Origin of the sequence: Nocardioides sp., assembly GCF_035547795.1 — a bacterium.
Taxonomy (GTDB): domain Bacteria; phylum Actinomycetota; class Actinomycetes; order Propionibacteriales; family Nocardioidaceae; genus Nocardioides.
This window is the reverse complement of record NZ_DASZUF010000017.1, coordinates 13,515-39,808: the sequence shown is the minus strand read 5'-3', so window position 1 is coordinate 39,808 and position 26,294 is coordinate 13,515. Positions and strand designations below refer to the sequence as shown.

At 71.8% G+C, this 26,294-nt stretch carries 27 protein-coding genes and 2 tRNA genes; 15 read left to right on the top strand and 14 right to left on the bottom strand.

Features of this window, described 5'->3' with window-relative positions:
• Positions 1–5: 5 nt before the first annotated feature.
• Positions 6–1,412, top strand: a complete 1,407-nt coding sequence (locus VHA72_RS01295) for an amidase (RefSeq protein ID WP_325572632.1) — start codon at positions 6–8, stop codon at positions 1,410–1,412.
• 1 nt (position 1,413) lies between these two features.
• On the opposite strand, the gene VHA72_RS01290 is transcribed toward VHA72_RS01295, so the two are convergent.
• The 4 genes from VHA72_RS01290 to VHA72_RS01275 are packed head-to-tail and all read right to left on the bottom strand — an operon-like array spanning position 1,414 to position 4,493.
• Positions 1,414–2,553 (bottom strand): GGDEF domain-containing protein, encoded by a 1,140-nt coding sequence (locus VHA72_RS01290; RefSeq protein WP_325572631.1) that lies wholly within the window; start codon positions 2,551–2,553, stop codon positions 1,414–1,416.
• 52 nt (positions 2,554–2,605) lie between these two features.
• The gene (locus tag VHA72_RS01285) at positions 2,606–3,214 is read right to left on the bottom strand and encodes an energy-coupling factor transporter transmembrane component T family protein (protein ID WP_325572630.1); all 609 of its coding nucleotides are present in this window, start codon (positions 3,212–3,214) and stop codon (positions 2,606–2,608) included.
• Complete coding sequence (locus tag VHA72_RS01280) at positions 3,211–3,897, bottom strand: energy-coupling factor ABC transporter ATP-binding protein (RefSeq protein WP_325572629.1); 687 nt, start codon at positions 3,895–3,897, stop codon at positions 3,211–3,213. Before VHA72_RS01280 ends, VHA72_RS01285 begins: the two co-directional genes overlap by 4 nt.
• Positions 3,894–4,493: a biotin transporter BioY gene (locus VHA72_RS01275; protein ID WP_325572628.1), complete on the bottom strand. Its 600-nt coding sequence runs from the start codon at positions 4,491–4,493 to the stop codon at positions 3,894–3,896. The genes VHA72_RS01280 and VHA72_RS01275 overlap by 4 nt, the downstream gene beginning before the upstream one ends.
• 73 nt (positions 4,494–4,566) lie before the next feature.
• On the opposite strand from VHA72_RS01275, the gene VHA72_RS01270 reads away from it, so the two are divergent.
• Positions 4,567–5,142, top strand: a complete 576-nt coding sequence (locus VHA72_RS01270) for a TetR/AcrR family transcriptional regulator C-terminal domain-containing protein (protein WP_325572627.1) — start codon at positions 4,567–4,569, stop codon at positions 5,140–5,142.
• Positions 5,143–5,181: 39 nt separating this feature from the next.
• Here VHA72_RS01270 and VHA72_RS01265 read toward each other — a convergent pair whose 3' ends face one another.
• Positions 5,182–6,063, bottom strand: coding sequence for a 3-methyladenine DNA glycosylase (locus VHA72_RS01265; protein WP_325572626.1), 882 nt, complete (start codon positions 6,061–6,063; stop codon positions 5,182–5,184).
• Between the two features lie 14 nt (positions 6,064–6,077).
• Positions 6,078–6,665: a DUF998 domain-containing protein gene (locus VHA72_RS01260; protein ID WP_325572625.1), complete on the bottom strand. Its 588-nt coding sequence runs from the start codon at positions 6,663–6,665 to the stop codon at positions 6,078–6,080.
• A 66-nt stretch (positions 6,666–6,731) separates the two neighbouring features.
• Between VHA72_RS01260 and VHA72_RS01255 the strand changes: the two genes are divergently transcribed.
• The 5 genes from VHA72_RS01255 to VHA72_RS01235 all read left to right on the top strand — a co-directional run bounded on the left by VHA72_RS01255 (position 6,732) and on the right by VHA72_RS01235 (position 10,298).
• A complete protein-coding gene (locus VHA72_RS01255) occupies positions 6,732–7,553 on the top strand; it encodes a fumarylacetoacetate hydrolase family protein (RefSeq protein ID WP_325572624.1) in 822 nt (273 codons plus the stop codon).
• A gap of 13 nt (positions 7,554–7,566) precedes the next feature.
• The gene (gene gltX / locus VHA72_RS01250; RefSeq protein ID WP_414689735.1) at positions 7,567–9,030 is read left to right on the top strand and encodes a glutamate--tRNA ligase; all 1,464 of its coding nucleotides are present in this window, start codon (positions 7,567–7,569) and stop codon (positions 9,028–9,030) included.
• Positions 9,027–10,004 carry a CPBP family intramembrane glutamic endopeptidase gene (locus tag VHA72_RS01245; protein ID WP_325572623.1) on the top strand — a complete coding sequence of 326 codons (978 nt, stop codon included), beginning with the start codon at positions 9,027–9,029 and terminating at the stop codon, positions 10,002–10,004. The genes gltX and VHA72_RS01245 overlap by 4 nt, the downstream gene beginning before the upstream one ends.
• 54 nt (positions 10,005–10,058) lie before the next feature.
• A tRNA-Gln gene (locus VHA72_RS01240) sits at positions 10,059–10,130 on the top strand.
• A gap of 92 nt (positions 10,131–10,222) precedes the next feature.
• Positions 10,223–10,298: transfer RNA gene (locus VHA72_RS01235), tRNA-Glu, on the top strand.
• Positions 10,299–10,453: 155 nt separating this feature from the next.
• Here VHA72_RS01235 and VHA72_RS01230 read toward each other — a convergent pair.
• Both VHA72_RS01230 and VHA72_RS01225 read right to left on the bottom strand, forming a co-directional pair.
• On the bottom strand, positions 10,454–11,098 hold the full coding sequence (locus VHA72_RS01230) for a class I SAM-dependent methyltransferase (RefSeq protein WP_325572622.1): 645 nt from the start codon (positions 11,096–11,098) through the stop codon (positions 10,454–10,456).
• Positions 11,098–11,994 (bottom strand): NAD(P)/FAD-dependent oxidoreductase, encoded by an 897-nt coding sequence (locus VHA72_RS01225; protein ID WP_325572621.1) that lies wholly within the window; start codon positions 11,992–11,994, stop codon positions 11,098–11,100. Before VHA72_RS01225 ends, VHA72_RS01230 begins: the two co-directional genes overlap by 1 nt.
• Before the next feature lie 68 nt (positions 11,995–12,062).
• Here VHA72_RS01225 and VHA72_RS01220 point away from each other — a divergent pair, with 68 nt between their 5' ends.
• Positions 12,063–12,635, top strand: a complete 573-nt coding sequence (locus VHA72_RS01220; RefSeq protein WP_325572620.1) for a helix-turn-helix domain-containing protein — start codon at positions 12,063–12,065, stop codon at positions 12,633–12,635.
• Positions 12,636–12,639: 4 nt separating this feature from the next.
• On the opposite strand, the gene VHA72_RS01215 is transcribed toward VHA72_RS01220, so the two are convergent.
• Positions 12,640–13,824: an LCP family protein gene (locus tag VHA72_RS01215; protein WP_325572619.1), complete on the bottom strand. Its 1,185-nt coding sequence runs from the start codon at positions 13,822–13,824 to the stop codon at positions 12,640–12,642.
• Positions 13,825–13,960: 136 nt separating this feature from the next.
• Here VHA72_RS01215 and VHA72_RS01210 point away from each other — a divergent pair, with 136 nt between their 5' ends.
• Positions 13,961–15,406, top strand: a complete 1,446-nt coding sequence (locus VHA72_RS01210; protein WP_325572618.1) for a DNA-3-methyladenine glycosylase 2 family protein — start codon at positions 13,961–13,963, stop codon at positions 15,404–15,406.
• A complete protein-coding gene (locus VHA72_RS01205; protein ID WP_325572617.1) occupies positions 15,406–15,885 on the top strand; it encodes a methylated-DNA--[protein]-cysteine S-methyltransferase in 480 nt (159 codons plus the stop codon). Before VHA72_RS01210 ends, VHA72_RS01205 begins: the two co-directional genes overlap by 1 nt.
• 107 nt (positions 15,886–15,992) lie before the next feature.
• Here the strand turns inward: VHA72_RS01205 and VHA72_RS01200 are convergent, their stop codons facing one another.
• On the bottom strand, positions 15,993–16,712 hold the full coding sequence (locus VHA72_RS01200) for an IclR family transcriptional regulator (protein ID WP_325572616.1): 720 nt from the start codon (positions 16,710–16,712) through the stop codon (positions 15,993–15,995).
• A gap of 105 nt (positions 16,713–16,817) precedes the next feature.
• Between VHA72_RS01200 and leuC the strand changes: the two genes are divergently transcribed.
• Together leuC and leuD are read left to right on the top strand one after the other, a co-directional pair.
• Entirely contained in the window at positions 16,818–18,230 is a 1,413-nt protein-coding gene (gene leuC / locus VHA72_RS01195) for a 3-isopropylmalate dehydratase large subunit (RefSeq protein ID WP_325572615.1), read from the top strand.
• Between the two features lie 14 nt (positions 18,231–18,244).
• Entirely contained in the window at positions 18,245–18,838 is a 594-nt protein-coding gene (gene leuD / locus VHA72_RS01190; RefSeq protein ID WP_325572614.1) for a 3-isopropylmalate dehydratase small subunit, read from the top strand.
• A gap of 132 nt (positions 18,839–18,970) precedes the next feature.
• On the opposite strand, the gene VHA72_RS01185 is transcribed toward leuD, so the two are convergent.
• The gene (locus VHA72_RS01185) at positions 18,971–21,052 is read right to left on the bottom strand and encodes a hypothetical protein (RefSeq protein ID WP_325572613.1); all 2,082 of its coding nucleotides are present in this window, start codon (positions 21,050–21,052) and stop codon (positions 18,971–18,973) included.
• Positions 21,049–21,516, bottom strand: coding sequence for a SigE family RNA polymerase sigma factor (locus VHA72_RS01180; RefSeq protein WP_325572612.1), 468 nt, complete (start codon positions 21,514–21,516; stop codon positions 21,049–21,051). Before VHA72_RS01180 ends, VHA72_RS01185 begins: the two co-directional genes overlap by 4 nt.
• 200 nt (positions 21,517–21,716) lie before the next feature.
• On the opposite strand from VHA72_RS01180, the gene VHA72_RS01175 reads away from it, so the two are divergent.
• Positions 21,717–22,526, top strand: coding sequence for an HU family DNA-binding protein (locus VHA72_RS01175; protein ID WP_325572611.1), 810 nt, complete (start codon positions 21,717–21,719; stop codon positions 22,524–22,526).
• Between the two features lie 153 nt (positions 22,527–22,679).
• On the opposite strand, the gene cofC is transcribed toward VHA72_RS01175, so the two are convergent.
• Positions 22,680–23,300 (bottom strand): 2-phospho-L-lactate guanylyltransferase, encoded by a 621-nt coding sequence (gene cofC, locus VHA72_RS01170; RefSeq protein WP_325572610.1) that lies wholly within the window; start codon positions 23,298–23,300, stop codon positions 22,680–22,682.
• Positions 23,301–23,339: 39 nt separating this feature from the next.
• Here cofC and VHA72_RS01165 point away from each other — a divergent pair, with 39 nt between their 5' ends.
• The gene (locus tag VHA72_RS01165) at positions 23,340–24,086 is read left to right on the top strand and encodes a lysophospholipid acyltransferase family protein (protein WP_325572609.1); all 747 of its coding nucleotides are present in this window, start codon (positions 23,340–23,342) and stop codon (positions 24,084–24,086) included.
• Positions 24,083–25,084: an NAD(P)H-dependent glycerol-3-phosphate dehydrogenase gene (locus VHA72_RS01160; protein WP_325572608.1), complete on the top strand. Its 1,002-nt coding sequence runs from the start codon at positions 24,083–24,085 to the stop codon at positions 25,082–25,084. The genes VHA72_RS01165 and VHA72_RS01160 overlap by 4 nt, the downstream gene beginning before the upstream one ends.
• Positions 25,085–25,200: 116 nt before the next feature.
• Here the strand turns inward: VHA72_RS01160 and VHA72_RS01155 are convergent, their stop codons facing one another.
• Positions 25,201–26,268, bottom strand: coding sequence for a trans-sulfuration enzyme family protein (locus VHA72_RS01155; RefSeq protein ID WP_325572607.1), 1,068 nt, complete (start codon positions 26,266–26,268; stop codon positions 25,201–25,203).
• Between the last annotated feature and the right edge of the window lie 26 nt (positions 26,269–26,294).

Sequence of the window (26,294 nt, the reverse complement as noted above, 5' to 3'; positions counted from 1 at the left end):
GTCCCATGGCAGAGCTGCACGACCTCACGGCGCTCGAGCAGGGCGAGCTGGTGCGGCGGTGCGAGGTCTCGCCGGGTGAGCTGGCCGAGCACTACTTGGACCGGATCGAGCGTCTCGATGACGTCGGCGCGTTCGTGACCGTCGCCGAAGGGCGGATCTCCACCTGTGCCCGCGAGCTGGCGATCGAGCCGGTCGGCGCCAGCCCGCTGTGGGGTGTGCCGACCGCGATCAAGGACCTCAACCTGACCGCCGGGGTGCGGACCATGTTCGGGTCGCGTGCGTACGCCGACTTCGTTCCCGACGTCTCCGACAACGTCACGCTCTCGATCGAGGCGGCCGGGATGATCTCGCTCGGCAAGACCAACACCCCCGAGTTCGGCTCGCCGGCCTACACCGAGCCGGACGTCGCGCCGCCAGCCGTCACGCCCTGGGACCGCACCCGGATCGCCGGCGGGTCCAGCGGCGGGGCCGCGGCGGCCGTGGCCGCCGGGCTGGTGCCGGTCGCCCAGGGCAGCGATGGTGGCGGCTCCATCCGGATCCCGGCCTCGTGCTGTGGACTGGTCGGCTTCAAGCCCTCGCGCGGTCGCGTCTCCGGCTCTCCGATGTACGGCGACCCGATCGGACTGGCCGTGGCGGGCCCCATCGCCCGGACGGTGCGCGATGCGGCGGCCTTCCTCGACGTCCTGGCCGGGCGGCGGACCGGCGACCCGTTCTGGGCGCCGGGGCCGATGGGGACGTTTCTGGAGGCCTGCGACCGTTCGCCGGGCCGGCTGCGGATCGCGCGATTCGTCGAGCCGGTGCTGCTGGACACGCCGGTGGACCCGGCCTGCGTGGCCGCCTACGAGGAGGCCTCCCGGCTGCTGGACTCGCTCGGCCACGAGATGGTCGACATCGCGCTGCCGCTGCCGCGCGAGGCGGTGGCGACGTTCGAGACGTGCTGGGCGGTGTTGACGGCGCTCTCGGTGGTGCCGCTGGAGCCGGCCCGGCAGGAGATGCTGCGGCCTCTCACCCGGTGGCTGGGGGCATGGGGCGCGGGCGTGTCGGGTCCTGAGTTCGGGCTGGCCATCGGCGCGATGCGGCGGTTCGCAGCCCAGGCGCTGCAGACGCTGGCGCCGTACGACGCGGTGCTCACCCCGACCCTGGCCACACCACCGCCGCGGGTGGGGGAGTTGCGCGACGACGTGGACCCCAGCCGCGACTTCGAGGCGCAGAAACGGTTCACGCCCTGGACCAGCGCCTGGAACGTCACCGGCATGCCGGCGGTGTCGCTGCCGCTGCACCAGACCTCCGCCGGGCTGCCGGTGGGGGTGATGCTCGCGGCCCGGCCGGCCGAGGACGAGCTGCTGCTCTCCCTCGCAGCGCAGGTGGAGGCGGCGGCACCGTGGCAGGACCGTCACCCGCCCGGCTGGTGAGTCAGCCCCGCACGACCCGCGAGCGGCCTCCGTCCTTGGCACGGTAGAGCGCGTTGTCCGCACGGGCGAGCAACTCCTGGACCGAGACACCGGGCATGATCGGGACCAGGCCGATGCTGACGGTCGGGATGCGACCGTCGGAGAGCCGGACGCTGCGCTGGAACGTGGCGGTCATCGTGGCCAGGATCCGCTCGGCGTCCGCCAGGTTGCGGGCCGGGAACAGCAGCGCGAACTCCTCACCGCCCAGCCGGCCACACAGCGCGTCCGGCCCCAGGGTCGAGCGGACGGCCCGGCCGAACGCCCGCAGCGCCATGTCGCCGGCGGCGTGGCCGAGTTGGTCGTTGATCTTCTTGAAGTGGTCGAGGTCGGCCATCGCCAGCATCGCCGGCTGGCGGGCGGCGATGAGCGCGGCCACCTCGCGTGGCGCCCGGGCGCGGAACTCCTGGCCGCGCAGCAGCCCGGTGAGGCCGTCGTACGTCGCCCGGCGGCGCAGGTCGCCCAGCCGCTGCTGCGTGCTCAGCGACGACATGCTGAAGGAGACGGTCACCAGCAGCACGATCAGCAGCAGCGTGGTGGGTGCGCTGCCGAAGCCGTCGCGGAACAGGACGCTGTCGGGCCCGCCCGCCTCGAAGGTGAGCGTGCGGCCGGCGTAGAACGCCGCGAGCACGCCCGAGACGATCCCCAGCGCCCGAGTCAGGCTGGCCTGCTCGGGGTCGCGGTGGATGGCCACCGCGAGCTCGGCGCAGGCCAGGCCGAAGAAGACGGTCATGAGCAGCAGATAGACGAAGCCGCCGGCCCAGACGTCGTTGCCCGGATGGTCGACGGCTCCGGCGGCGACGGCGACCAGAGGCGCCGGCAACAGCCATGGCCACCGCGGCGCGTGGACGTGCAGCGAGCGCGCGCCGTACCAGGCGGCCTCGGTCCCGGCGACGCCGAAGCCGTTCCCCAGCGGGTTGAGGACGGCCTGGGCGTCGGTGCCGTTGCCGAGGTAGCACAGCGAGCCGAGCACGAAGAGCATCAGCGACACCGTCCACCAGCCGGAGAACGGCGCACGGGTGGGACGGTAGGCGGCGACGTAGAAGAGCACCAGGAGCACCCCGGAGACCACGGCGAGGGTCAAGCGCAGGGTGACGACATCCATGGTGTCGCGTCCTCCGTTTCCCAGCGTGCCGTCCCGAGGCTCGTCTCCGAGCCTAGTCCTGGTCGCCGACGCCGCGGGCGTGAAGTGCGGCACCCGTCTCGTGGGCGCGCGCGACCACCCGGATCACGAACGGCACCAGCCGGGCCCGTAGCGATCGCTCCAGTCCTCGTGCCTGCGCTGCCTGCCGGGTCTCGACGGCGAGTTCGAGGGTGGCCGGGATCGCCCGGATGGTGAGCGCGAACGCGAGGGCCACCCGGTCCGCGTCCACGCCGACACGGCGCAGCGGCCGCAGGCCGGCGGTGATCGCGTCGAGGATGTCCTGCACCCGGGTGGTGGCGGTCAGGACCGTGGCCAGCAGCACCAGCGCGACGATGTCGCCCACCGTCTCGACCGCCCGCGGCCAGCCGTGTTGCCAGGTCTGCCAGGCGAAGAGGAGTACGGCGACCAGGGCGATCCCTCGCAGTGCCTTGACCGTGACCCGCAGCCCGGCGCCGGACCAGGCCAGCAACGCCGCGGCGACGGCGAGTGCGACCAGCGAAGCGGCCCAGCCGCGGGCGGCCACCGTCGCGACCGCTGCCACCAGCATCCCCAGCAGCTTGACGCCCGCCGGAAGCCGGTGCAGCAGCGTGGCGCCGGGGCGGTAGTCGCCGATCATGCTCATGTCGTGGCCCGGTAGTGATCGACCACGTCCTGCGCCGGCCCGTCGGCGACCACTCGGCCGTCGTCGACCAGCAGCGCCCGATCGCAGCGGGCGGCCAGCTCGAGGTCATGGGTGACCAGGACCAGCCGCTGGGGAAGGCCGAGCAGCAGGTCGCCGATCATCCGGGCATTGCGCAGGTCCAGCAGCGTGGTCGGCTCGTCGGCGACCAGGATGTCGGGTTCGGTGGCGAGCACCCCGGCCAGCGCGAGCAGCTGTCGCTGGCCGCCGGAGAGCCCGTGCACGCTGCGCTCGGCAAGGTGCTCGAGGCCGTAGCGGGTCAGCACCCCGAGCGCAGCCGCCTCCCGCTCGGATCTGTTGCGATGGGTGCGGCGCAGCGAGAGGGCGACATCCTCGGCCACGGTGGGCATCACCAGCTGGGCCGCCGGATCGGTGAACGTGAAGCCGACCTTGCGCCGTACCTCCCTGCCCTGGTGGGCCGGATCCAGGCCGTCGACCAGGACCCGCCCGGAGGAGGCGAGCGCGAGCCCGTTGAGCAGCCGGGCGAGGGTCGACTTGCCGGCGCCGTTGGGGCCGACCAGGGCGACTCGCCGCTCGGTCAGCTCCAGCGACGTCGGCTCGAGGATGAGGAGGTCGCCGTCGGCCACGGGGACCCGGACGGTGACCTCCTCGAGGAGGACGCTCACGCGGTCGTGGCGGCGGTGGCCTTCGCGACCGCGACCGGCCGACGGCGCAGCAGGCCCGGGAACGCCCGGTGCACGGCGGTGGCGACCACCGCCACCGCGACGGTCTTGAGGGTGTCGCCGAGCCAGAACACCTTGTCGACGTTCCACGAGGCCTGCCACGACAGGTCGGCGCGCAGGTGCAGACCGGCGATACCGGCGGCGTGGTTGAGCACGACGCCGACCATGCCCGCGACGAAGATCAGCGGGACGCTCCTGGCGATCGCGCGGCTGGGCAGCAGACCGACGATCAGGCCGGTCACGGCGGCCGCGAACGGGAAGGACGCCAGGTAACCGGAGGTCGGGCCGGAGAACGTGCCCAGCCCGCCGGCGCCGGCGGAGTAGACCGGCAGGCCGGCCGCGCCGATCGCCAGGTAGAGCAGCACGGCGAGGAAGCCGCGACGGGCGCCGAGGACCGCGCCGGAGAGGAGTACGCCGAAGGTCTGCAGGGTGATCGGGACCGGCCCCGCGACGTCCACCGCCGGCAGCAGGGCGCAGGCGGTGACCAGCGCGGCGAAGGCGGCGATCAGCGCCAAGTCGGTGGTCGTGCTCTTCTTCACTGCGTCTCTTCTCTCGTCTCGGCCGACCTGAACGGTGGTCAGGTGAACGATGTTCAGGTTAGGCTGGGACGCGATGAACCGCAACCACCGTCGCGATGTCGTCGCCAAGGCGATCGAGGTTCTCGACGACTACGGCCTGGCCGACCTGACGATGCGGCGGCTCGGTGCCGAGCTCGGCGTACGGCCCAGCGCGCTCTACCACCACTTCGCCGACAAGCAGACCCTGCTCGCGGCCGTCGCCGACGAACTGTTGGCGCGGGCGAACTGGCCGGCGACGGGGGAGTGGGCCGACCGTGCCGCCGCGATCTGCGCCACCCTTCGCGACCAGCTGCTGGCCTACCGCGACGGCGCCGAGCTGGTGGCGACGGTGCACTCCTTCGGGCTCGGCGCCCGCCAGCCCTACGAGCTGCTGGTCGCGGCGCTCGCCGAGGGCGGCGTCGGCGGCCTCGCCCCCCAGGCCGCCCGCACGCTCCTGCACTTCGTCTACGGGCATGCCGTCGACGAGCAGACCCACCTGCAGGCCGCTGCCGCCGGTGCGATCGACGACGACCCCCGCGAGAGTGACGACTTCGGCACCGGCCTCGGCATCGTCATCGCCGGGATCCAGGTCGTCCGCGCGGCTCGGCAGTTGGGGCCAACAGGCGCCTGACGGGCCGGCTGTCGGGGTAGTTCGGGGAGAAACGGTCTATTACTCGCTGGTAAATCGACCGTTTCTCCCCGAACTACCCCCGCGGGCGGCCGCGAGCAGCCGCTCGCACTCCCCGGTCAGCCGCTGGCGCAGCGGGGCGGCTCGGTCGGCGAAGGACCGCTGCGCGGCGGCGTACTCCTGCTTGCCCTCCGGCGTCTCGATCCTGACCGGCTCCAGGCCGAGGTCACGCAGGTCGTAGGGAGCGGCGCGCATGTCGAGGACGCGGATGTCCCAGGCCAGCTCGAAGCAGTCCGCGACCAGGTCGGAGGAGACCAGTGGGGAGAGCCGGAAGGCGTGCTTGTAGAGGTCCATCCCGGCGTGGAGACAGGCGGGCTGCTCGAAGTCGGCGCGGTCGTCGCGGCCGGGGCGCAGCGCGTTGAGGCCCACTGCTGCGGGCGTGAAGAAGCGGTAGGCGTCGAAGTGCGAGCACCGGATCCGGTGCGACTCCACCACCGTGTCGGTGCCGGCCGGTCCGAGCCGCAGCGGCCAGTCGTGCCGGGTCTGGTCGGCCCGGTAGACCATCGCCCACTCGTGCAGGCCGAAGCAGCCGAAGTTGGCGGCCCGGCCGGCCGTCGCACGCAGCAGCCGCAGCAGCGTCTCGACCAGCACCCGCTGCGACGCGGCATGGGCGGTGGTGACGGCGCCGTCGCGGTAGCCCTTGAGGCCGTCGTACTCCGGCGCGTCCAGCAGGCGCACGCCGAAGCCGGGGTGCCAGCGCAGCAGCTGGGCCGGGCGCTGGCTGTAGTAGGTGAAGAGAAAGTCGTGCACCGGGTGCTTGACCCGCGCTCCGCGCCGTGCCAGGTGCGGCTCGACGTAGGGGAGCAGGCGCTCGCGATGCGCCCGAGCGCGCGACTCCCACTGCGCCCGGTTCAGCTCCTGCACCGGAGCAGGGTAGGTCAGCATGCCCGTCGTACGGCCAACGGCACGGCCAGCGGCACCGCCACCAGCGCCAGGCCGCAGGCGCCCAGGAAGACCGCCTGGGCGGCGATGACGAGATCGTCGGCGACCACCGAGAAGACCATGAACAGCGCCGCCGCCACCCAGATCCCGATCACCGCCCGCATCCTCGGGGCGCGGCGGACCGCGAGCAGCGCGAGCGCCAGCCCCAGCACCGAGACCAGGCTGGCGACGTCGTGCGGCGCCAGCACCTGCCCGAGCCCGGTGCCGCACGCGGCGACGCTGGCGGCGCAGCGCGCGGAGATCGGGATGGTCGCCTCCAGGATGTTGCCGACGCCGAAGACCACGAAGCCGTCGCCGGCCGGCTCCCCCTGCCGGCGCAGCAACAGCCCGGCGAGTACGGCGGCGGCCCCGGCCACGATGTCGCAGACGACGAATACCTCGGCGTGGGGGTGCCCCGGGGCCTCCAGCACGCTCACGTAGCTGCCGTGCAGCCCGTCCGGATCCAGCACGAAGCCGAGCAGCCAGGCGTTGTAGAGCACGGCCGCGACGACGGCGAGGGCGAGGGTCGGGGAGAGGCGGGACATGGCGCCCCCAGTACAGCAGAAGGTCTCGCTTCGGCCGGGGCGTCGCCGGCCCGATAGGCTCGGTGGGTGCGCATCGCCCGATTCAGCGCCGGCGACGAGCCTCTCTTCGGCATCGTCACCGGCGACCTCGACGAGTACGGCCAACCCGACCCCGACGCGGAGATCGTCGCCCTGGCCGGCGACCCGATCTATGCCGGCATCAACCCGCTCGACCAGCGTCATCGGCTGGCCGACGTGCGGCTGCTCGCGCCGGTGATCCCACGCAGCAAGGTGGTGGCCATCGGCAAGAACTACGCCGACCACGTCGCGGAGATGAAGGGCGTCACCGGCGGCGACGCGCCCGCCGAGCCGCTGTTCTTCCTCAAGCCGAACACGTCGGTGATCGGCCCCGGCGACGCGATCGTCTACCCGCCGCAGAGCCAGAACGTGCACTTCGAGGGCGAACTGGCGATCGTCATCGGCCGGATCTGCAAGGACGTGCCGGTCGAGCGCGCCGCCGACGTGATCTACGGCTGGACCGTCGCCAACGACGTCTCGGCGCGCGACCTGCAGGTCAGCGACGGGCAGTGGAGCCGGGCGAAGGGCTTCGACACGTTCTGCCCGCTCGGCCCCTGGATCGAGACGGAGCTGACGCTGGACGACGTCAAGCAGGGGCTGCGGGTCCAGACGTTCCTGGAGGGCGACGTCAAGCAGGACGGCAACACCCGGGACCTGATCTTCGACGTACCCGCGATCATCGCGCACGTCACCGCGGCGATGACGCTGTTGCCCGGTGACGTCATCCTCACCGGTACGCCGGCCGGCGTCGGGCCGATGCAGCCCGGCCAGGAAGTGGAAGTCGCGATCGAGCGCCTCGGCGCGCTCACGAACACGGTTGCCCAGAAGTGAGTGGAGTGAAGAAGTGAACGTCCGCGTCCGCATGGCCCCCAGCCCGACCGGCAGCCCGCATGTCGGGATGATCCGCACGGCGCTGTTCAACTGGGCCTTCGCCCGTCATCACGGCGGCACCTTCGTCTTCCGGATCGAGGACACCGACAAGGAGCGCTCCACCAGGGAGAGCCTGGACGCGATCATCGACCTGATGCGCTGGCTGGGCCTGGACTGGGACGAGGGCCCGGGCGTGGGCGGGCCCTACGGGCCGTACTTCCAGTCCGAGCGTGGCGAGCTGTACGCCGACGCCCTCGCCAGGCTGCTCGAGGCCGGCCACGCCTACCCGTGTTTCTGCACCAACGACGAGGTCGAGGCGCGCCGCAAGGCGTCCGGCTCCAAGGTGATGGGCTACGACGGCTTCTGCCGCAACCTCGACGCCGAGACCATCGCGGCGTACAACGCCGAGGGCCGCCCCAGCGTGCCACGGCTGCGGATGCCGGACGGCTCGATCACCTGGAACGACCTGGTCCGCGGCGAGGTCACCTTCGAGACGAAGTTCGTGCCCGACTACGCGCTCGCCCGCGCCAACGGCGACCCGCTCTACACGCTGGTCAACCCGGTCGACGACGCGTACATGAAGATCACCCACGTCCTGCGCGGCGAGGACCTGCTCTCCTCCACCCCGCGGCAGATCGCGCTCTACGCCGCGCTGCAGGACATCGGGATCGCCGAGTTCACGCCCGAGTTCGGCCACCTGCCCTACGTCATGGGCGAGGGCAACAAGAAGCTCTCCAAGCGCGACCCCGAGGCGCACGCCTTGGCCTACCGCGACCAGGGCTTCCTGCCCGAGGGCCTGCTCAACTATCTGGCGCTGCTGGGCTGGGCGATCGCCGCCGACCGCGACGTCTTCTCCCTGGAGGAGATGGTCGACGCGTTCGACATCCGCGACGTCAACCCCAACCCGGCCCGCTTCGACCTCAAGAAGTGCGAGGCGATCAACGCCTCCCACATGCACCGGCTCTCCACCGAGGAGATCACCCGGCGCGCGCTGCCCTACCTCAAGCGCGACGGCGTGCTCACCGACCCGGTCTCGCCGGCCGACCAGCAGTTGCTGGAGCTGGCGATGCCGTTCGTCGCCGAGCGGGTCAACAAGCTGACCGAGGTCGGTGACCTGCTCCGCTTCCTGTTCGTCCCCGAGCAGGACTTCGTGGTCGACCCCGCCGACAAGGAGAAGGTGGTCGACACCGAGGACGGCCAGGCCGTGGTCCAGGCGGCGTACGACGCCCTGCTCCGCGTCGAGCCGTGGTCGGCGGCGCGGATCAATGACGCCCTGCAGGAGGCCCTGGTCGAGGAGATGGGACTCAAGCCGCGGGTGGCGTTCGGGCCGGTGCGGGTCGCGGTGACCGGCAAGCGGGTCAGTCCGCCGCTGTTCGAGTCGCTGGAGCTGCTCGGCCGCGAGCGCAGCCTGTCGCGTCTGCAGGCCGCACTGGGGTGACCGCCACGTCGGGGGAGCCGCGCGCCGGACTGGCCTACCACCAGCTGCACCGTGCCGGCCGCAACGGCTGGCTGTGGACGCTGCTGGGCGTCTTCGGGCTGATGCTGCTCACCCTGGTGGTGGCACAGTTCCTGCTGGAGGCGGCGTTCGCGATCGGCTTCGCGGTCAGCGGCGCCGACGTGAGCGCCTCGATGGACCGGATCGCCGACACCAAGCACGTGACGCCGGGCGCCCTGGCCTTCCTCAACCTGTCGCTGGCTGCGGCGATCCCGGTCGCGATGCTGGTCACCCGCTACGTCCACCTGATGCGCCCGGCCTGGCTGGCCTCGGTGCGGCCGCGGATCCGGTGGCGCTGGTTCGGGGTGTGTCTGGGGCTGGCCGTACTCGCCCTGCTCGCGACCCTGGTCGTCTCCGCGCTGCTGCCCTCACAGGGGCCCTCGGACACCAAGGTCGGCGGCGCGGTGAACCCCTGGACCCACCAGATGCGCGACTTCCTGCTGGTGATCCTGTTTCTCACGCCGCTGCAGGCGGCGGGGGAGGAGTACGCGTTCCGCGGCTACCTCACCCAAGCCTTCGGCGGGCTGTTCCGGGCGCGCTGGGCGGCCGTGGTCATCCCGGCGTTCCTGTTCGCGCTGGCGCACGGCGCGCAGGACGTGCCGGTCTTCTTCGACAGGTTCGCGTTCGGGCTGGTGGCGGGTGTCCTGGTGATCGCGACCGGGGGCCTGGAGGCGGGCATCGCGATGCACGTGCTCAACAACTTCCTGGCCTTCGGCCTGGCGCTCGTGTACGGCGACATGAGCTCGACGCTCAACGCCTCCTCGGGCAGCTGGTGGAACATCCCGGTCACGCTGACCCAGTCGCTGGTCTTCCTCGCGCTGGTGCTGTGGGCGGCACGCCGCCGTCGGATCGCGACCCGCACCGGGGCCGATGCCGCCGGGCGGGGCGATTTCGCCTCCACCGAACCGGCCGTGTAATCTTCTGGATCGCGCCCACCGCTCCGGCGGAGGGGCCGTTGACGATAAAGTCAATGGGATATGGTGTAATTGGCAACACGACTGATTCTGGTTCAGTTATTCTAGGTTCGAGTCCTAGTATCCCAGCGAATCCGAGGCTGAAAGCCGAGGATTTGGGTCGAAACCGAGGCTCCCGCTAAGGTTTCTGCTCGTCGGTCGGAAGGCCGACAATCGTGCGAGCCCCCGTTGTGTAGCGGCCTAGCACGCCGCCCTCTCACGGCGGTAGCGCCGGTTCGAATCCGGTCGGGGGTACCACAACAGCCGAGGGGCCCAGCGCAGTGCGCTGGGCCCCTCGGCGTCTCAGGCCGGCGCCGGGCCTCGGAAAAAGAACAGTTGACTTGGCCGGTGACACGCCAGCGTGTCGGTCGACCAAGTCAGCTGTTGCTCCCCGCTTGACCGGCTAATGGCGATCAGCCCGCCCGGCGGGCGAGCAGCGTGGAGTCGTGGACGTCGTAGGTCTCGCCCTCGCGTGTCATCCGGCGGGGGCGCTGCTCGACGGCGAGTACGTCGAAGTCCGCCGGCAGCCCCGGGACCAGATCGGCGGCCTCGAACATCGCTCGCCGCTTGCTGGCCGAGAGCTGGGTGAACACCGCCGAGGGGGCGTGTCCGACCACGAGCAGATGGCCCCCGGGAGCGACCGCCGCGGCGAGGCGACCGACGACGTCGACCATGCCGCCGTCCGGCGGGTGCAGGAAGTGGGTGGTGACCAGGTCGTAGCGCCGCTCGCCGGCGGCGAACCTGCGGGCGTCGACCTGCCACCAGTCGACCCGGTCGGCGACGCCGGCCTCGGCGGCGTGCCGCGCCGCCCGAGCCAGCCCGGCGGCGGAGAAGTCGGCACCGGTCACCCGCCAACCCTGCCGGGCGAGCCAGATCACGTCACCACCCTCGCCGCAGCCCACGTCGAGCGCGGTGCCGGGGGCGAGCCGGGACGCCTCGGTCACCAACTGGGCGTTGGGGCGGCCGCTCCAGACCTGCTCCTCGCCGGAGTAGCGCTCGTCCCAGCTGGCCGGCTCGAACATCTCCGCGTCCTCGTCGTGATGGTGATGCTCGCTCATCAGGCCACCCGCTTCCGGTGCTCGGCGAGGGCCGCGTCGGTGTCCTCGACGATGAGGTCGTGGTTGAGGATCGTGCCGGCCATCATGCCATCGGCGGCCGCGACGATGACCCCGCCGTACGGCGCGGCCGCGTTGCCGACGACTTTCACCCCGGGGGCCTCCGGCCCGCCCAGGAGGTCCAGCAGGGTGGTGTCGAGGATGGGCACGGTCGTGACGACCAGCGCCGCACGCCGCACCACCTCGCCGCCGGCCAGCTCGACGCCGGCCAGCGTGCCGTCCTCGACGACCACCCGGCTGATCTCCCCGGGGAGGCAGCGAATGCCGCGGGCGGCGAGCCGCTCGGCGTCCTCACCCACGGGTTCCGGCTGGCCGTTGAGCAGGATCACCACATCCTCGCTCCACTGCCGGAACAGCAGCGCCCGCTCGACGCAGTCGGGACCCGTGGCGATCACGCCGAGCGGCTCGCCGGCCAGCTCCCAGCCGTGGCAGTAGGGGCAGTGCAGCACGTCGCGGCCGAACCGTTCCGCCAGGCCGGGAATCTCGGGAAGCACGTCGATCACGCCGGTGGCCAGCACCACCCGCCGGGCGGCGACGCTGCCGCCGGACTCGAGCAGCAGCGTGAAGCCGTCGGCGGTACGACGGGCGGAGCTGACCCGCCCGACGCGCACCTCGACTCCGTAGCGGGTCACCTCCTCGCGGCCGATCGCGAGCAGCTCGGTGGGCCGCGTCCCCTCCCGGCCCAGGTAGTTGTGCATGTGGTCGGCGGGGGCGTTGCGCGGCTCGCCGGCGTCGATGACCAGCACCGATCTCAGCGATCGTCCCAACACCAGCGCGGCACTGAGCCCGGCCGGGCCGCCGCCCACCACGACCACGTCGTACGACTCGTCGATGTCCATGCTCGTCAGCGTGCGGGACGGTGGCCCGTTTCGACAAAGATTCTTGCTGCTTTGGCAAACTGGGAAGCATGGTGGAATTCGACCAGGTGCTCGAGGCGGTCGGCCCGCGGCTGCGGACGCTGCGGATCGCCCAGGGCGCGACGCTGGCCGAGGTGGCGGCGAGCACCGGCATCTCGGTCAGCACGCTGTCCCGACTGGAGTCCGGTCGGCGCAAGCCGACGCTGGAGCTCCTGCTGCCGCTGGCACGGGCCTACCAGGTGCCGCTCGACGAACTGGTGGACGCGCCCGAGACCGGCGACCCGCGGGTGCGGATCCGGCCGATCAAGCGGCACGGGAGGACGTTCGTGCCGCTGACTCGGCGGCCCGGCGGCCTGCAGGCGTTCAAGCTGATCGTGCCGCCGGAGGACCCGCCCGAGCCCTACCAGCCACGCAGCCACGAGGGCTACGAGTGGCTCTACGTCCTCTCCGGCCGGGTGCATCTCGTGCTGGGCGGCCGGCGACTCGACCTGGGGCCGGGCGAGGTGGTCGAGTTCGACACCCGTACGCCGCACGTCGTCGCCAACCGCGGCGAGCACCCCGCCGAGCTGCTCGCGCTGTTCGGGCCGCAGGGGGAGCGGATGCACGTCAGATCAGGAGAGTGACTCCTCAGGCGCACAGGCCGTTGGCGGCTGCCTCCTGGGCGGCCTGGGTGTCCGACGGCTGGCCGGACGGCGAGGTCGAGCCGGTCGGCGACGAGGGGGAGGTGGTGTCGCTCGACGTACCGGACGGGGAGGTCGAGCCCGGCGGCGCACCGGCCGAGATGGAGCCGGAGATGAGCGACTTCGACAGCGGCTTGTCGTCGATGATGCGCTTCCACAGGTTCTTGGCTCCGGGGAGCAGCTCGACCCGGCCCCAGCGCGGATCCGAGCGCGGTACGTCGTAGGGCTGGCTCGGCACCGTCACGAACCGGATGTGGGTCAGGTCGATGTGCTTGAGCTGCCCGGCGAGCTTGGTCAGGTCGTGCACGGTGTCGAACCCGGGGGAGGCGGTCAGCGAGTCGGCGGCCGCGCTGGCGAACTTGATCAGCCGGTCCGGCCGGGTCAGGGTGCCGGCCGAGACCACCTTGTTGATCATCGAGGAGATGAACGCCTGCTGCCGCTTCATCCGGCCGATGTCCGCGTTGGGGGTCGAGTAGCGCTCGCGCACGTAGTTGAGCGCCTGCTGTCCCTTGAGCGTCTGGGTGCCCGCCTTGAACACGATGCCATGCGCCTGGTCGTTGACCGGCTTGGGGATACAGACCTGGACGCCGTCGATCGCGTCCACCATCGACTTGAACCCCTCGAAGTCGACGGTCAGATAGCCGTCGATCTCGATGCCACTGACCGCCTCGAGCTGGCGCGCGGTGCAGGCGGGGCCGCCGAGGGCATAGGCCTTGTTCCACATCTGGGCGGTGCCGCCCGGGATCGTCTTGCCGCTGGTCGTGGTGCACGTCGGCCGGTCCACGAGCGTGTCGCGCGGGATGGAGACGCCGTACGCCGTCTTCCTGTCCGCCGAGACGTGCAGCAGGATGTTGGTGTCCGAGCCGCCCTCGCCGGTCTCGTTGTCGATCTTGTTGCCCGCGCCGCTGCGGGTGTCGATGCCCATCACCAGGATGTTGAGCGGGTCTTTGGGGCCGGTGTGCTTCTTCTTGGCCAGGTGCTTGATTGCCTGCCCGGTCTTCAGGTTGGCGTCGAGGTGCTTGTAGAAGACGGCCACCAGGGAGCCGGTCGCCAGGGCGAGGGCCACCAGCGTGGTCACGATGACCGTCGCGATGGCGCGACGATGGTGCGGCGCCATCGGACCGGTGGTCATGGGCGGATCCTGCCAGACGCGCCTGAGAGTGACATGAACACCGCTGGATGCGCTCTCACGGCGTGTCGTGGATCGGCGCCGCCGCCGTGTCCGATTCCCGCCAGAAACCGTCGGTGGGGTGGGGCAGGATGGAGCCATGGAACTCGACGTCGACGTCTGCTACCGCGCGGTCAGCTCGCGCGACCGGCGCTTCGACGGCGTCTTCTACACCGCCGTGCGGACCACCGGCATCTACTGCCGGCCCTCCTGCCCGGCCCGCACGCCGGCCCGCGCGAACGTGTCCTTCCATCGCAGCGCCGCCGCGGCGCAGGCGGCCGGCTACCGGGCCTGCAAGCGCTGTCTGCCCGATGCCACGCCGGGCAGTCCGGAGTGGGACGTCGTCGCCACCGCAGCCGGCCGGGCGATGCGACTCATCGCCGACGGCGTGGTCGACCGCGAGGGCGTCGAGGGGCTCGCCCGCCGGGTCGGCTACACCCCGCGTCACCTGTCCCGGCTGCTGCTGGCCGAGCTCGGCGCGGGTCCCTTGGCGCTCGCCCGGGCGCGGCGCGCGCAAACCGCTCGGGTGTTGATCGAGACCACCGCGCTCCCGTTCGCGGAGATCGCGTTCGCCGCCGGGTTCGCCAGCATCCGCCAGTTCAACGACACCATTCGCGAGGTGTACGGCGCCACACCGTCGCAGCTGCGCGGCTCCCGCTCGCGCACGCCCGCCTCGGGCTCGATCGCGATGCGGTTGGCGGTGCGCACGCCGTTCGCCGGCGCCGCGCTGCTGCGCTTCCTGGCGGGGCACCTCGTGCCGGGCGTGGAGACCGCGGGCGACGGCTGGTTCGCCCGCACTCTCGACCTGCCGCACGGGCCCGGCGTCGTGCGGCTGGAGCTCGCCGACCTGGCCGGTTCGGGGACGGCGTTCGTGCCGGCGACGTTCACCCTGACCGACCTGCGCGACACAGCCGCGGCGGTGGAGCGGGCCCGGCGCCTGCTCGACGCCGACTGCGACCCGCTCGCGGTGGGCACCCAGCTCGGCGCCGATGCCCTGCTCGGGCCGTTGGTCGCGGCGGCACCGGGCCTGCGGGTGCCGGGCTGTGTCGACGGCCCGGAGCTGGCGGCCCGGGCGATCGTCGGCCAGCAGGTCAGCGTCGCGGGCGCCGCCACCGTGCTGGGCCGGCTCGTCGCCGCACACGGCACGCCGATCGAGTCCGGCATCGAGGGCCTCACCCACGTCTTCCCCTCGCCCGAGCGGCTCGCCGGCGTCGATCCCGAGGAGCTGCCGATGCCGCGGGGTCGCGGCCGAGCGCTGGCGGGCCTCGCGGCCGCCGTGCTCGACGGCCGGGTGGCGCTGGACAGGGGCGCGGAACGCTCCGCCGTACGCGACGCGCTGATGGGACTGCCGGGCATCGGCCCGTGGACGGCCGACTACATCGCGCTGCGCGCGCTCGGCGACCCGGATGTCTTCCTGCCGACCGACGTGGGCCTGCGGCGGGCGCTCGCCCGGCTCGGGGCCGCGCCGGATCCCGACGGCTGGCGCCCCTGGCGGTCCTACGCGTCGGTCTCTTTGTGGAACTCCCTCGACCTGGAGGTCATGTGATGTGGACGGTGATCGACTCGCCGGTCGGCGCGCTGCGCCTGGTGGCGCGTGAGGACGCGATCGTGGCGATCGACTTCACTCCGTTCGGGTACGCCGACGGCCGCCCGCGCGGCGAGCGCGTCGACGACGACCCGCTGCTGCTGACCTGCGCAGCTCAGCTGCGGGAGTACTTCGCCGGCGAGCGGACCGAATTCGACCTGCCGCTCGCCCCGGAGGGGACGCCGTTCCAGCGGAGGGTGTGGCAGGAGCTGACCCGGATCGGCTACGGCCGGACCGCGTCGTACGGCGAGATCGCGGGGCGGTTGGGCCTGACCGGCCACGGTGCCCGCGCGGTCGGGCTGGCCAACGGCCGCAATCCGATCCCGGTGGTGATCCCGTGCCACCGCGTCGTCGGCGCCGACGGCTCGCTGACCGGCTATGCCGGTGGCATCGAGCGCAAGCAGCTGCTGCTCGACCTGGAGACCGACTCCCTCTTCTAAGAGTCGAGAAGGGGATCTTGCACCGCCGAATCGGGGATTTTTCACCCGCGAAAGGGCGGCAAGATCCCCGACTCGCGAGTGCGAAATCCCCTTTTCGCGGGGAGGGGTTACTCGGCGGCGCGGCGCAGCGACTCGGAGAGTCGCTCGGCGGCGGCGAGCACGGCCGGGGCGTGCATCCGACCGGGCTGGCGGGTCAGCCGCTCCAGCGGCCCGGAGACCGAGACCGCGGCGATGATCTTGCCGCCGGGGGAGCGGACCGGGGCGCTCACCGAGGCCACGCCGGCCTCGCGTTCGCCGATCGACTGCGCCCAGCCACGCCGGCGGATGCCGGAGAGGGCGGCCGCGGAGAACGCGGCGTTCTGCAGGCCGCGGTGCATTCGCTCGGGGTCCTCCCAGGCCAGCAGCACCTGGGCCGCGGAGCCGGCCCGCATGGTGAGCTGGGACCCGACCGGGATGGTGTCGCGCAGCCCGGAGGGTCGCTCGGCGGCGGCCACGCAGACGCGGAAGTCACCCTGCCGACGCCACAGCTGGGCGGACTCGCCGGTGATGTCGCGCAGCCGGGCCAGCACCGGCCCGGCGGTGGCGAGCAGCCGGTCCTCGCCGGCCGCGGCGGACAGCTCGGCCAGGCGCGGGCCGAGCACGAATCGGCCCTGCATGTCGCGGGCCACCAGCCGGTGGTGCTCCAGCGCTACCGCCAGGCGGTGCGCGGTCGGCCGGGCCAGGCCGGTGCCCGCGACCAGGCCGGCCAGCGTGGCCGGTCCGGACTCGAGGGCGGTCAGCACCAGGGCGGCCTTGTCCAGCACGCCCACTCCGCTTGAGGTGTCCATATAGCAAGACTAACGTCTCACAAACTGGAACCGCAAGCGCTCTCCGGCCTACCGTGTCGGAGTCGGTCGAGGACGACCGTCGTACAGGAGAAGCAGGGAGTTGTGATGGGCAGGACACTGTCGGAGAAGGTGTGGGACGAGCATGTCGTCCGGTCGACCCCGGGGGAGCCGGATCTCCTCTACATCGACCTCCACCTCATTCACGAGGTGACCAGCCCGCAGGCCTTCGACGGGCTCCGCCTGTCGGGCCGCAAGGTCCGCCGCCCCGACCTCACCCTGGCGACCGAGGACCACAACGTCCCGACCCTGGACTGGGACAAGCCGATCGCCGACCCGGTCAGCAAGACCCAGGTCGAGACGCTGCGCAAGAACGCCGCCGAGTTCGGCGTGCGCCTGCATCCGCTCGGTGACGAGAACCAGGGCATCGTGCACGTCGTCGGCCCGCAGCTGGGCCTGACCCAGCCCGGCATGACGATCGTGTGCGGCGACTCGCACACGTCTACCCACGGTGCGTTCGGCGCGATCGCGTTCGGCATCGGTACGTCGGAGGTCGAGCACGTGCTCGCCACTCAGACGCTGCCCCAGGCGAAGCCGAAGACGATGGCCGTCACCGTCAACGGCTCGCTGCCGGCCGGGGTCACCGCGAAGGACCTGATCCTGACGCTGATCTCCAAGACCGGCACCGGCGGTGGCCAGGGCTACATCGTGGAGTACCGCGGCCAGGCCATCCGGGAGCTCTCCATGGAGGCCCGGATGACGATCTGCAACATGTCGATCGAGTGGGGCGCCAAGGCGGGTCTGATCGCCCCCGACCAGACCACGTTCGACTACATCGAGGGCCGCCCGGAGGCGCCGAAGGGCGCCGAGTGGGATGCCGCCGTCGCCCACTGGAAGACCCTGGTCACCGACGAGGACGCGGTCTTCGACAAGGAGATCGTCCTCGACGCCGCCGAGGTCACCCCGTTCGTCACCTGGGGCACCAACCCGGGCCAGGGCGCCCCGCTGGGCGCGTCGATCCCCGACCCGGCCGACTTCGCCGACGAGCAGGACCGGGTCGCCGCGGAGAAGGCGCTGGCCTACATGGGCCTGGAGGCCGGCACGCCGCTGCGCGAGGTCAAGGTCGACACCGTCTTCATCGGCTCCTGCACCAACGGCCGAATCGAGGACCTGCGGCTGGCCGCCGAGACCATCAAGGGTCACAAGGTCGCCGACGGCACCCGGCTGCTCGTCGTACCCGGCTCGGTCAAGGTGCGCCAGCAGGCACAGGAGGAGGGTCTGGACAAGATCTTCATCGAGGCCGGTGCCGAGTGGCGCGGGGCGGGCTGCTCGATGTGTCTGGGCATGAACCCCGACACGCTGCAGCCGGGCGAGCGCTCCGCCTCCACCTCCAACCGCAACTTCGAGGGGCGCCAGGGCAAGGGCGGCCGCACCCACCTGGTCTCGGTGCCGGTAGCCGCCGCCACCGCCGTTCGCGGCACCCTCTCCGCCCCGGCCGACCTCGAGCCGGCCAACGCCTGATCAGGAGTACGACGATGGACAAGTTCACCACTCACACCGGCGTCGGCGTCCCGCTCAAGCGCAGCAACGTCGACACCGACCAGATCATCCCGGCCGTCTACCTCAAGCGGGTCACCCGGTCCGGCTTCGAGGACGGCCTGTTCGCCGCCTGGCGCGGTGACCCGGAGTTCGTGCTCAACCAGGACGCCTACCGGGCCGGCACCGTGCTGGTCGCCGGCCCCGACTTCGGCACCGGCTCCTCGCGTGAGCACGCCGTGTGGGCGCTGCAGAACTACGGCTTCAAGGTGGTCATCTCCAGCCGCTTCGGTGACATCTTCCGCGGCAACTCGGGCAAGGCCGGCCTGCTGACGGCCCTCGTCGACGAGAAGGTCGTCCAGAAGCTGTGGGATTACCTCGAGGACAACCCGGGCGGCCAGATCACCGTCGACTTGGAGGCGCAGACCGTCTCCACCGCCGACGGCTCGGTGACCGACTCGTTCGACATCGACGAGTACACCAAGTGGCGGCTGCTCAACGGCTTCGACGACATCAGCCTCACCCTGCGCCACGAGGCCGACATCGCCGCGTTCGAGAGCACCCGGCCGAGCTGGAAGCCGGCCACCCTCTGAGCCTCTGAGCCCTCCTGGGGACGCGGGGAGCCTTCGTCGTACGGCGAAGACTCCCCGCGTCTGTGTCCGGGCCCGTCCACTCGGCCTCGGCGCGCACGCCGTCGGTCAGGGACGCAAGGCTGATGACCTCCGTCACCAGCCGCCACGGAGTCGCGGAAACGCGATGCCCCGGGTGTCGGACCAGATCTGTGCGCAGGCACCGCTGGTCGTGTCGCAGCGGAAGAGCGGGCCGCCGTCCTCGTCGCCGGCGCTGACGAGGACGGCCTTCGCGGACTCGAACCCGATCGGGTCATAAACGTGCTGTGGCAGGTGGAGCGCGACCGCGCGTCCGGTGTGCAGGTCCAGCACCGAGGCCGTGCCGTCGTTGTCGAGCGTGAGGGCCGCCGAGCCGCCCGGTGACAGTCCGGCGAGGAGGGAGACGCCCTTGAGGACGCTGATGCCCGAGTCGCCGACCACGACCGACCCCTGCTTGATCGCGGCCGACGTCGTGGCGTCGAGCCGTCGCGGAGCGTGCCCCGGCAGCCATGCGTAGCCGTGCTGGGCATCGGAGTCGAAGTAGATGACGGTGCCGTCCCGCTCGATCCCGGCGATGTCCTCGGGAGCGATCATCGTGTCGCGTAGGTCGATGGTGCCCAGCACTCGATGCTGTGACACCGACCAGGCGGTCATCCGCAGCGTGGTCTGATGGCGCCAGCTCATCGCGACCGCCACCGCGCCGTCGGGGGAGAGGTACGGGGCATAGGAGGACTCGTGATTGGAGAGTCCGATCGAGGTCAAGGCCGGGATGGGCACCAGCCGGCCACCCTCCACCAGGCTCACGGTCGTCGTGTTGGCGCCGTTCGCCTTGGCTCCCAGCTCGGTCAGGCGCAGTGCCAGCACGGTCCCGCCGCTGGCAACGGCTCGGGTGAGATCGTTGCCGATCGACCGACCGTCCAGGTGGAGGACGCCGTCGCGGACGTAGGGGACCAGCGGCGCGGATGTCGGGACGCCCGCCGTCGGGTTGCCGGTCGGAGCAGCAGCGGAGGCGGCCGGCCCGTTCGTCGCCCACTGCCACGATCTCCATCCGGCGGGGAGCTTCTCGACCGTGGCGCAGCCGCCGGTGCTCACGTTGCAGCGGACCAGCTCGGCCTCCTGACTCGTGCCGACGACGCCGAGCACGTCGGTGTCGGACTCGAACCCGATCCAGCTGTGCAGCCGCGCGGGAAGCCTCGGCTCCACCTCCGCGCCGGTGGCCGTCGAGATGAGAGCGGGCGCATCCGGGCCCCGCGCATAGACGGCGCCGGAGGGAGACCACACGGTGCCGCTGCTGTCGTCGTTGCCGGGATCCGCGAACCGGGTCACGTCATGCCAGGTGTCGTCGTCGGCTTCGCCGAGGATCTCGTTGTCGACGAGCGGGCCGGCCGGCGTGACCGTGAACATCCCGTAGGGCTGGCTGGCGAACGGCTCGCCGAGCTGCGCAGGAGCGCCGGAGCTGGGATGCCACACCCAGTCGGTCTCCGGGCCGGCGAAGTCGGCGGGCTCCTGGGCCCAGTAGATCCGGTCCTGACCGTCGACCCCGAGTAGGCTGAGCGAGTTGCCGCCACCGGTCCAGTTCGAGAACGGCAGAGCAAGGTCGACGTGGTCGATCTCAGTGTCGTCGGTGGTGCGGTAGGCCGTGACCCGCGTGCTGTTCTGGGTGGGGTTGGTGACCACCGCGAGCAGACTGCCATCCGGGGAGAGCTCCATGGCCTGCCAGCCGGTCCAGGGTTGTGCGTCGGAGTGTGACGGGCCGACCGGCTTCAACCGGCCGTCGACCAGATGCGACCAGGACCAGGGATCCTTCTTCGAGGTGGTCACGTAGGTCGTGCCGCCGCGGCTGAGGATCCGGTTCCCGCCCGTCGGCATGGTCAGGCCGCCCGCGTGGAGTGTGCCGTGGTCGAGGTAGGCCAGTATGGGCGGCTGGCTCGCGGGGATGCTCGGCGACGGCGCCGAGGTGCGATGAGCCGGGACGGGGCGGTGGTGGCCGCCCTGGCCGACGAGTGCCACCGGGAGGCACACCGCCACGACCGCGGCGGCGGCGGCGACGGCGGTCCAGAGTGCGGCCCGGCGACGCCGTACCTCCCGAAGCGCCCGGCCGCGGGCGACCACGTCGTCCAGAGCGAGGTGCGGGGTGTCCGCGCCATCGGCGGTGGATTGGAAGAGATCGGCGAGATCGCGTGCGAGCTGGTCGGTCATGACGGCACCTCCTCGAGGCGGGTGCGGAGGGCGCGGAGCGCATCGTGGGCCTGCGACTTCACCGTGCCGACGGAGACGCCCAGCACACGTGCCGTCTCGGCTTCGGTGAGGTCTTCGTAGAACCGCAGCACCAACACGGCGCGCTGCCGTGGCGGGAGCATCAGCACGTTCGCCCACAGGTCCAGCCGCTGGCTCGGGTCGTCGGCGGGTGGTTCGGGTACGGCGAGAGGCAGCCGAGTGCGGCGCCGGGCGGCACGACGGCGGTCGCTGACGAACTCGTTCATCAGCATCCGGCGCACGTAGGCGTCGGGGGAGTCGGCCCGTCGCACCCGCGACCAGGCCGCGTACGCCTTGACCAGTGTCGCCTGGGCGAGGTCGTCGGCCTCGGCCTCGTCGCCGGTGAGCAGTAGGGCGGTGCGGAAGAGCACCGGCCAACGCGTGCCGGCGTACTCCTCGAACTCCATCGCACCACCTCTCGCCTCCATGACGTCACCCGAGCCTCGCAGGGTTGGGTCGTGTCGGCAGGAGATTCGGCGCTGTCGGGCTGTGGCGCATCTGACCGTGAAATCGGGAGCTCCCGCATGGTGCCCGGGCGTCGCTGTCTCTAGGGTGCAAGGAGAACGTCGGGCGACCCGGCTCGGCCTGTTGTCGCGAAAGGTTGATCGTGAAGAGGTCTCAGCTGATCGACGCGCTCGCTGCGCGATTCGAAGGGAACAAGAAGGCTGCCGCCGACGCGCTCGACGCGGTGATCGACACCATCACCCGCGAGGTCGCTCGCGGTGAGAAGGTCGTGATCAAGGGCTTCGGCACCTTCGAGAAGGTGCTGCCGAAGAAGGCGGCGGCCAAGAAGGGCACCAAGAAGCGCTCGTTCGTACCGCAGTTCAGCGCCGCCAAGGAGCTCAGCGGGGTGGTCTCCGGTGCCATCAAGCTGCCGAAGCTGCCCAAGGCGCCGGCGCGGAAGACGCCGAGCGCTGCCCCGGCGACGGCGACGACTCCGGCCGCCCCGACGACTCCGGCCGCCCCGGCGACTCCGGCCGAGAAGGCCGCGCCCGCCGCCTCGGGGAGCCCGGCGAAGAAGGCGACGCCGGCGACCACCTCCGCCAGCCCGGCCGAGAAGGCAGCGCCCGCTTCGGCCGGGAGCCCGGCGAAGAAGGCGACACCCGCCGCCTCCGGCGGTGCGGCCACGAAGGCGCCTGCGAAGAAGACCGCGGCTAAGAGGACCACTGCGACGACCGCGACGAAGAAGGCCGCGGCCAAGAAGGCCCCGGCCAAGAAGACTCCGGCCAAGAAGACGGCTACGACGACGGCGACGAGCAAGACCGCAACGAGCAAGACCGCAACGAGCAAGACCGCCGCGAAGAAGGCCCCGGCCAAGAAGACGGCCACGAGCAAGTCAGCCGCCACGAAGAAGGCGACACCGACCACCCCGGTTACGCCGCCGGCGGAGAGCACCCCGCCCTCCTCGGAGTCCTGAGCGACGGGCGGGCCGTCCACACCCGGGGTGGCCCGCCCGGCGTACGTTCTGGTTCATCGAGGTAGGCAGACCAACCGCCGCTTTCCGCGTGGAGTTCACCGGGGATGTGCCTGCTCGCCCTGCATACCTCGACGAACATGCAAGCCGCTCCACTCAGGCCAGCAGCCCCAGCTGCCCCGCGGCCAGGGTGGTGCGGGGGCCCAGTCCCAACGGGACCACGTCCCTCAGGTCGGCCAGGGTGTCCACGTCGTGTCGCAGCGAGACGAGCTCGCCCGGCACCGGCGTCGCGCCGGCGTCGGCGTGCAGCGCGGCCGAGTCGGGTCCGTAGCGCGGTGAGAAGTCGGTCGCGGCCGAGTAGAGCGTCGTGCCGGTGCCCGCGGCATCCGTCACGAACGCCGCGGGCGACCCGTTCACCGCCGCCAGCGCCGCCTCCAGGTCGGCCGGCCGCAGCGCGGGCAGGTCGCCGCACAGCGCGACCGGCCGGGCGCCCGGCCAGCGCCGTACCGCCTCGGCGGCGGCGAGCCGCAGGGAGCCGTTGAGGTCGTCGGTGACGCCGTCGGGGATCGCCGAGCAGCCCAGTCCTCCGACCGCTCGGGCGAACAGCGCGTCGTCGGTCACCACCAGCACCGCTGTCACCGAGGGTGTGGCGAGGCAGGCGGCGGCGGTGTCGAGCGCGAACGCCGTGGCCAGCGCGGTGCGGGCCCCGGGGGCGAGGTCGAGCCGGGACTTGCCGCGCGCGGGCGGCTTGACCGGGAGAAGTACGACGAAGGACATCGCGAAGAATCGTCGCAGGTACCGGTAGCCTCCTTCCTCGTGGGTAAGTACCGGAAGCTGCAGCAGAAGCGCGGCTGGGCCTGGTGGGTCGTCGTCCCGATCGTGAAGCCGGTCCTGCTGGCGACCACGACACACGAGTGGATCGGCGCGGAGAAGATCCCGGCGACCGGCGGCTGCATCCTGGCGCTCAACCACGTCTCGCACATCGACCCGCTCACCGCCGCCCACATCACCTGGGACTACGGCCGGCTCTCGCGTTACCTGGCCAAGTCGAGCCTGTTCAAGAACCGGCAGTTCGCCAGGTTCCTGCGCGCCGCGGGCCAGATCCCGGTCGACCGCGGGGCCGGCGCCGGCGCGTTCCAGGAGGCCGTCAAGGCGGTGAACGACGGCGAGCTGATCGTCGTCTACGTCGAGGGCTCCATCACCAAGGACCCCGACGGCTGGCCGATGGTCGGCAAGAGCGGTGCCGCCCGGATCGCGCTGGAGACCGGCGCACCGGTCATCCCGGTGGGGCAGTGGGGCGCGCAGAACCTGCTGCCGGCGTACTCCAAGAAGCCCAACCTCAAGGGCCGCACCAAGATCACCATGAAGGTCGGCGATCCGGTGCCGCTGGACGACCTGCGCGCCAAGGACCACGACGTCGCCACGGTCAAGGAGGCCACCGACCGGATCATGGCCGCCATCGTCGGCCTGGTCGAGGACATCCGCGGCGAGAAGGCGCCGGCCGAGCGCTTCGACCCGCGCGCGCACGGCATCAGCGGCACCGGGAACCCGAACAAGCGATGAGCAAGATCGCAGTCCTCGGAGCCGGCTCGTGGGGTACGGCGTTCTCGATCGTGCTCGCCGACGCGGGCAACGAGGTGACACTGTGGGCCCGTCGCGAGGAGGTCGCGGCCGGGATCAACGAGACCCGCACCAACGCCGAGTACCACCCGCAGGTGCGCCTGCCGGACGCGATCTCGGCCACGCACGACATCGAGAAGGCGGCGTACGGCGCCGAGGTCGTGGTGCTCGCCACCCCCTCCCAGGCACTGCGCGGCAACCTGACCCAGTGGGTCCCACACCTGCCCTCGGACGCGGTGCTGGTCTCGCTGATGAAGGGCGTCGAGCTCGGCACGCTCAACCGGATGAGCGAGGTGATCGCGCAGGAGACCGGCGCCGGGCCGGAGCGGATCGCCGTGGTCAGCGGCCCGAACCTCTCTCCGGAGATCGCTCGCCGCGAGCCGGCCGCGGCCGTGGTGGCCTGCGCCGACGAGACCGTCGCCACCCGGCTGCAGGGGCTGATCCACACCCCGGCGTTCCGGCCCTACACCTCCACCGACGTGATCGGCTGCGAGCTGGGCGGCGCGTACAAGAACGTCGTCGCGATCGCGGTCGGGATGGCCGTCGGGCTGGGCTTCGGGGACAACTCGACCGCCTCGGTGATCACCCGCGGGCTGGCCGAGACCGCCCGCCTGGCGATCAAGATGGGCGCCGACCCGATGACGCTGATGGGACTGGCCGGCCTGGGCGACCTGGTCGCCACCTGCTCCTCACCGCTCTCGCGTAACCGCACGTTCGGCGAGAAGCTCGGCCGCGGGCTGAGCGTCGAGGAGATCACCGGCGGCACCCACCAGGTGGCCGAGGGCGCCAAGTCGTGCCACTCGCTGCGTGAGCTCGCCGCCAGCCACGGGGTGGACGCCCCGCTGGCGCAGTACGTCGACGAGGTCGTGGCGGGTCGGATGACCGTCACCGACACCATGGACGCGATGCTGGGCCGGCCCACCAAGGCCGAGCGCGCCTGAGCCGGACGGCCACCCGCCGCGGCTCAAACTGTCACCGTGACAGTTTGCGCCGCGGGTGACACTTCCGAAGTGTCACCCGCACCGCAAAGTGTCACGGTGACACTTTGGATGGGGGATCAGAGCCGGTCGAGTGCGGCGCGCAGGTCGGACCAAAGGTCCTCGACGTCTTCGATGCCCACGCTGAGCCGGATCAGCCCCTCGGGTACGTCGGAGGACTCGCCCTTCCACCGCCGGCGTCGCTCGAACGTCGACTCCACCCCACCCAGCGACGTGGCGTGCACCCAGATCGAGGTGTCATGGGTGACCAGGTCGGCCGCCTCGGCCGAGGCCAGCACGATCGCCAGCATGGCGCCGAAGCCGGGGTAGCGGACTTCGGTCACGGCCGGGTGGGACGCCAGTCGGGAGGCCAGCGTGGCGGCGTTTCCGGCGGCCCGCTCGACCCGCAGCGCCAGGGTGCGCAGGCCGCGCAGGGCCAGCCAGGCCTCGAACGGCCCGGGGATCGCGCCGATCAGGTCGCGTCGACCCTTGAGCACGTCCCACAGCGTGTCGTCGCGGACCACCACGGCGCCCATCACCACGTCGGAGTGCCCGGCGAGGTACTTGGTCGCGGAGTGCACCACGATGTCGGCGCCGAGGGTCAGCGGCTGCTGCAGCAGGGGAGTGGCGAACGTGTTGTCCACGACCACCCGTGCCCCGACCTGGTGTGCGGCGTCGATCAGCGCCGGCAGATCCGCCAGCGCCATCCCCGGGTTGGTCGGCGACTCGATCCACAGCAGTGCGACGTCCTCGTCCAGGGCCGCGACCACCGCGGCGGTGTCGGCGATGTCGACCAGCCGGGTGGTCAGCCGGCCGCGGGCCTCCAGGTCGCCGAGCTGACCAATGGTGCCCAGGTAGGACTGGCCGGCCACCACCACCGAGTCGCTGACCAGGTCCAGCACGGTGGCCACGGCCGCCAGCCCGCTGCCGAACGCCAGCGCGCGGCCACCCTCCAGCGCCCCGAGCGTCTCCTCGAACGCCGCCCAGGCGTCGTTGGCGTAGCGGCCGTACTCCTTGGCGCCGCCCGCGACGTACGTCGAGGCCATCGTGATGGGGACGTTCAGCGGCTGGTCGGGCTCGTGCGACGGTCGGCCGGCATGGACGGCGAGAGTGGCGGGGCGCAGGTCGGAGAGGTCGTGGTCGGACACACCCCGAGCGTAGGGCCTGGGAGCCG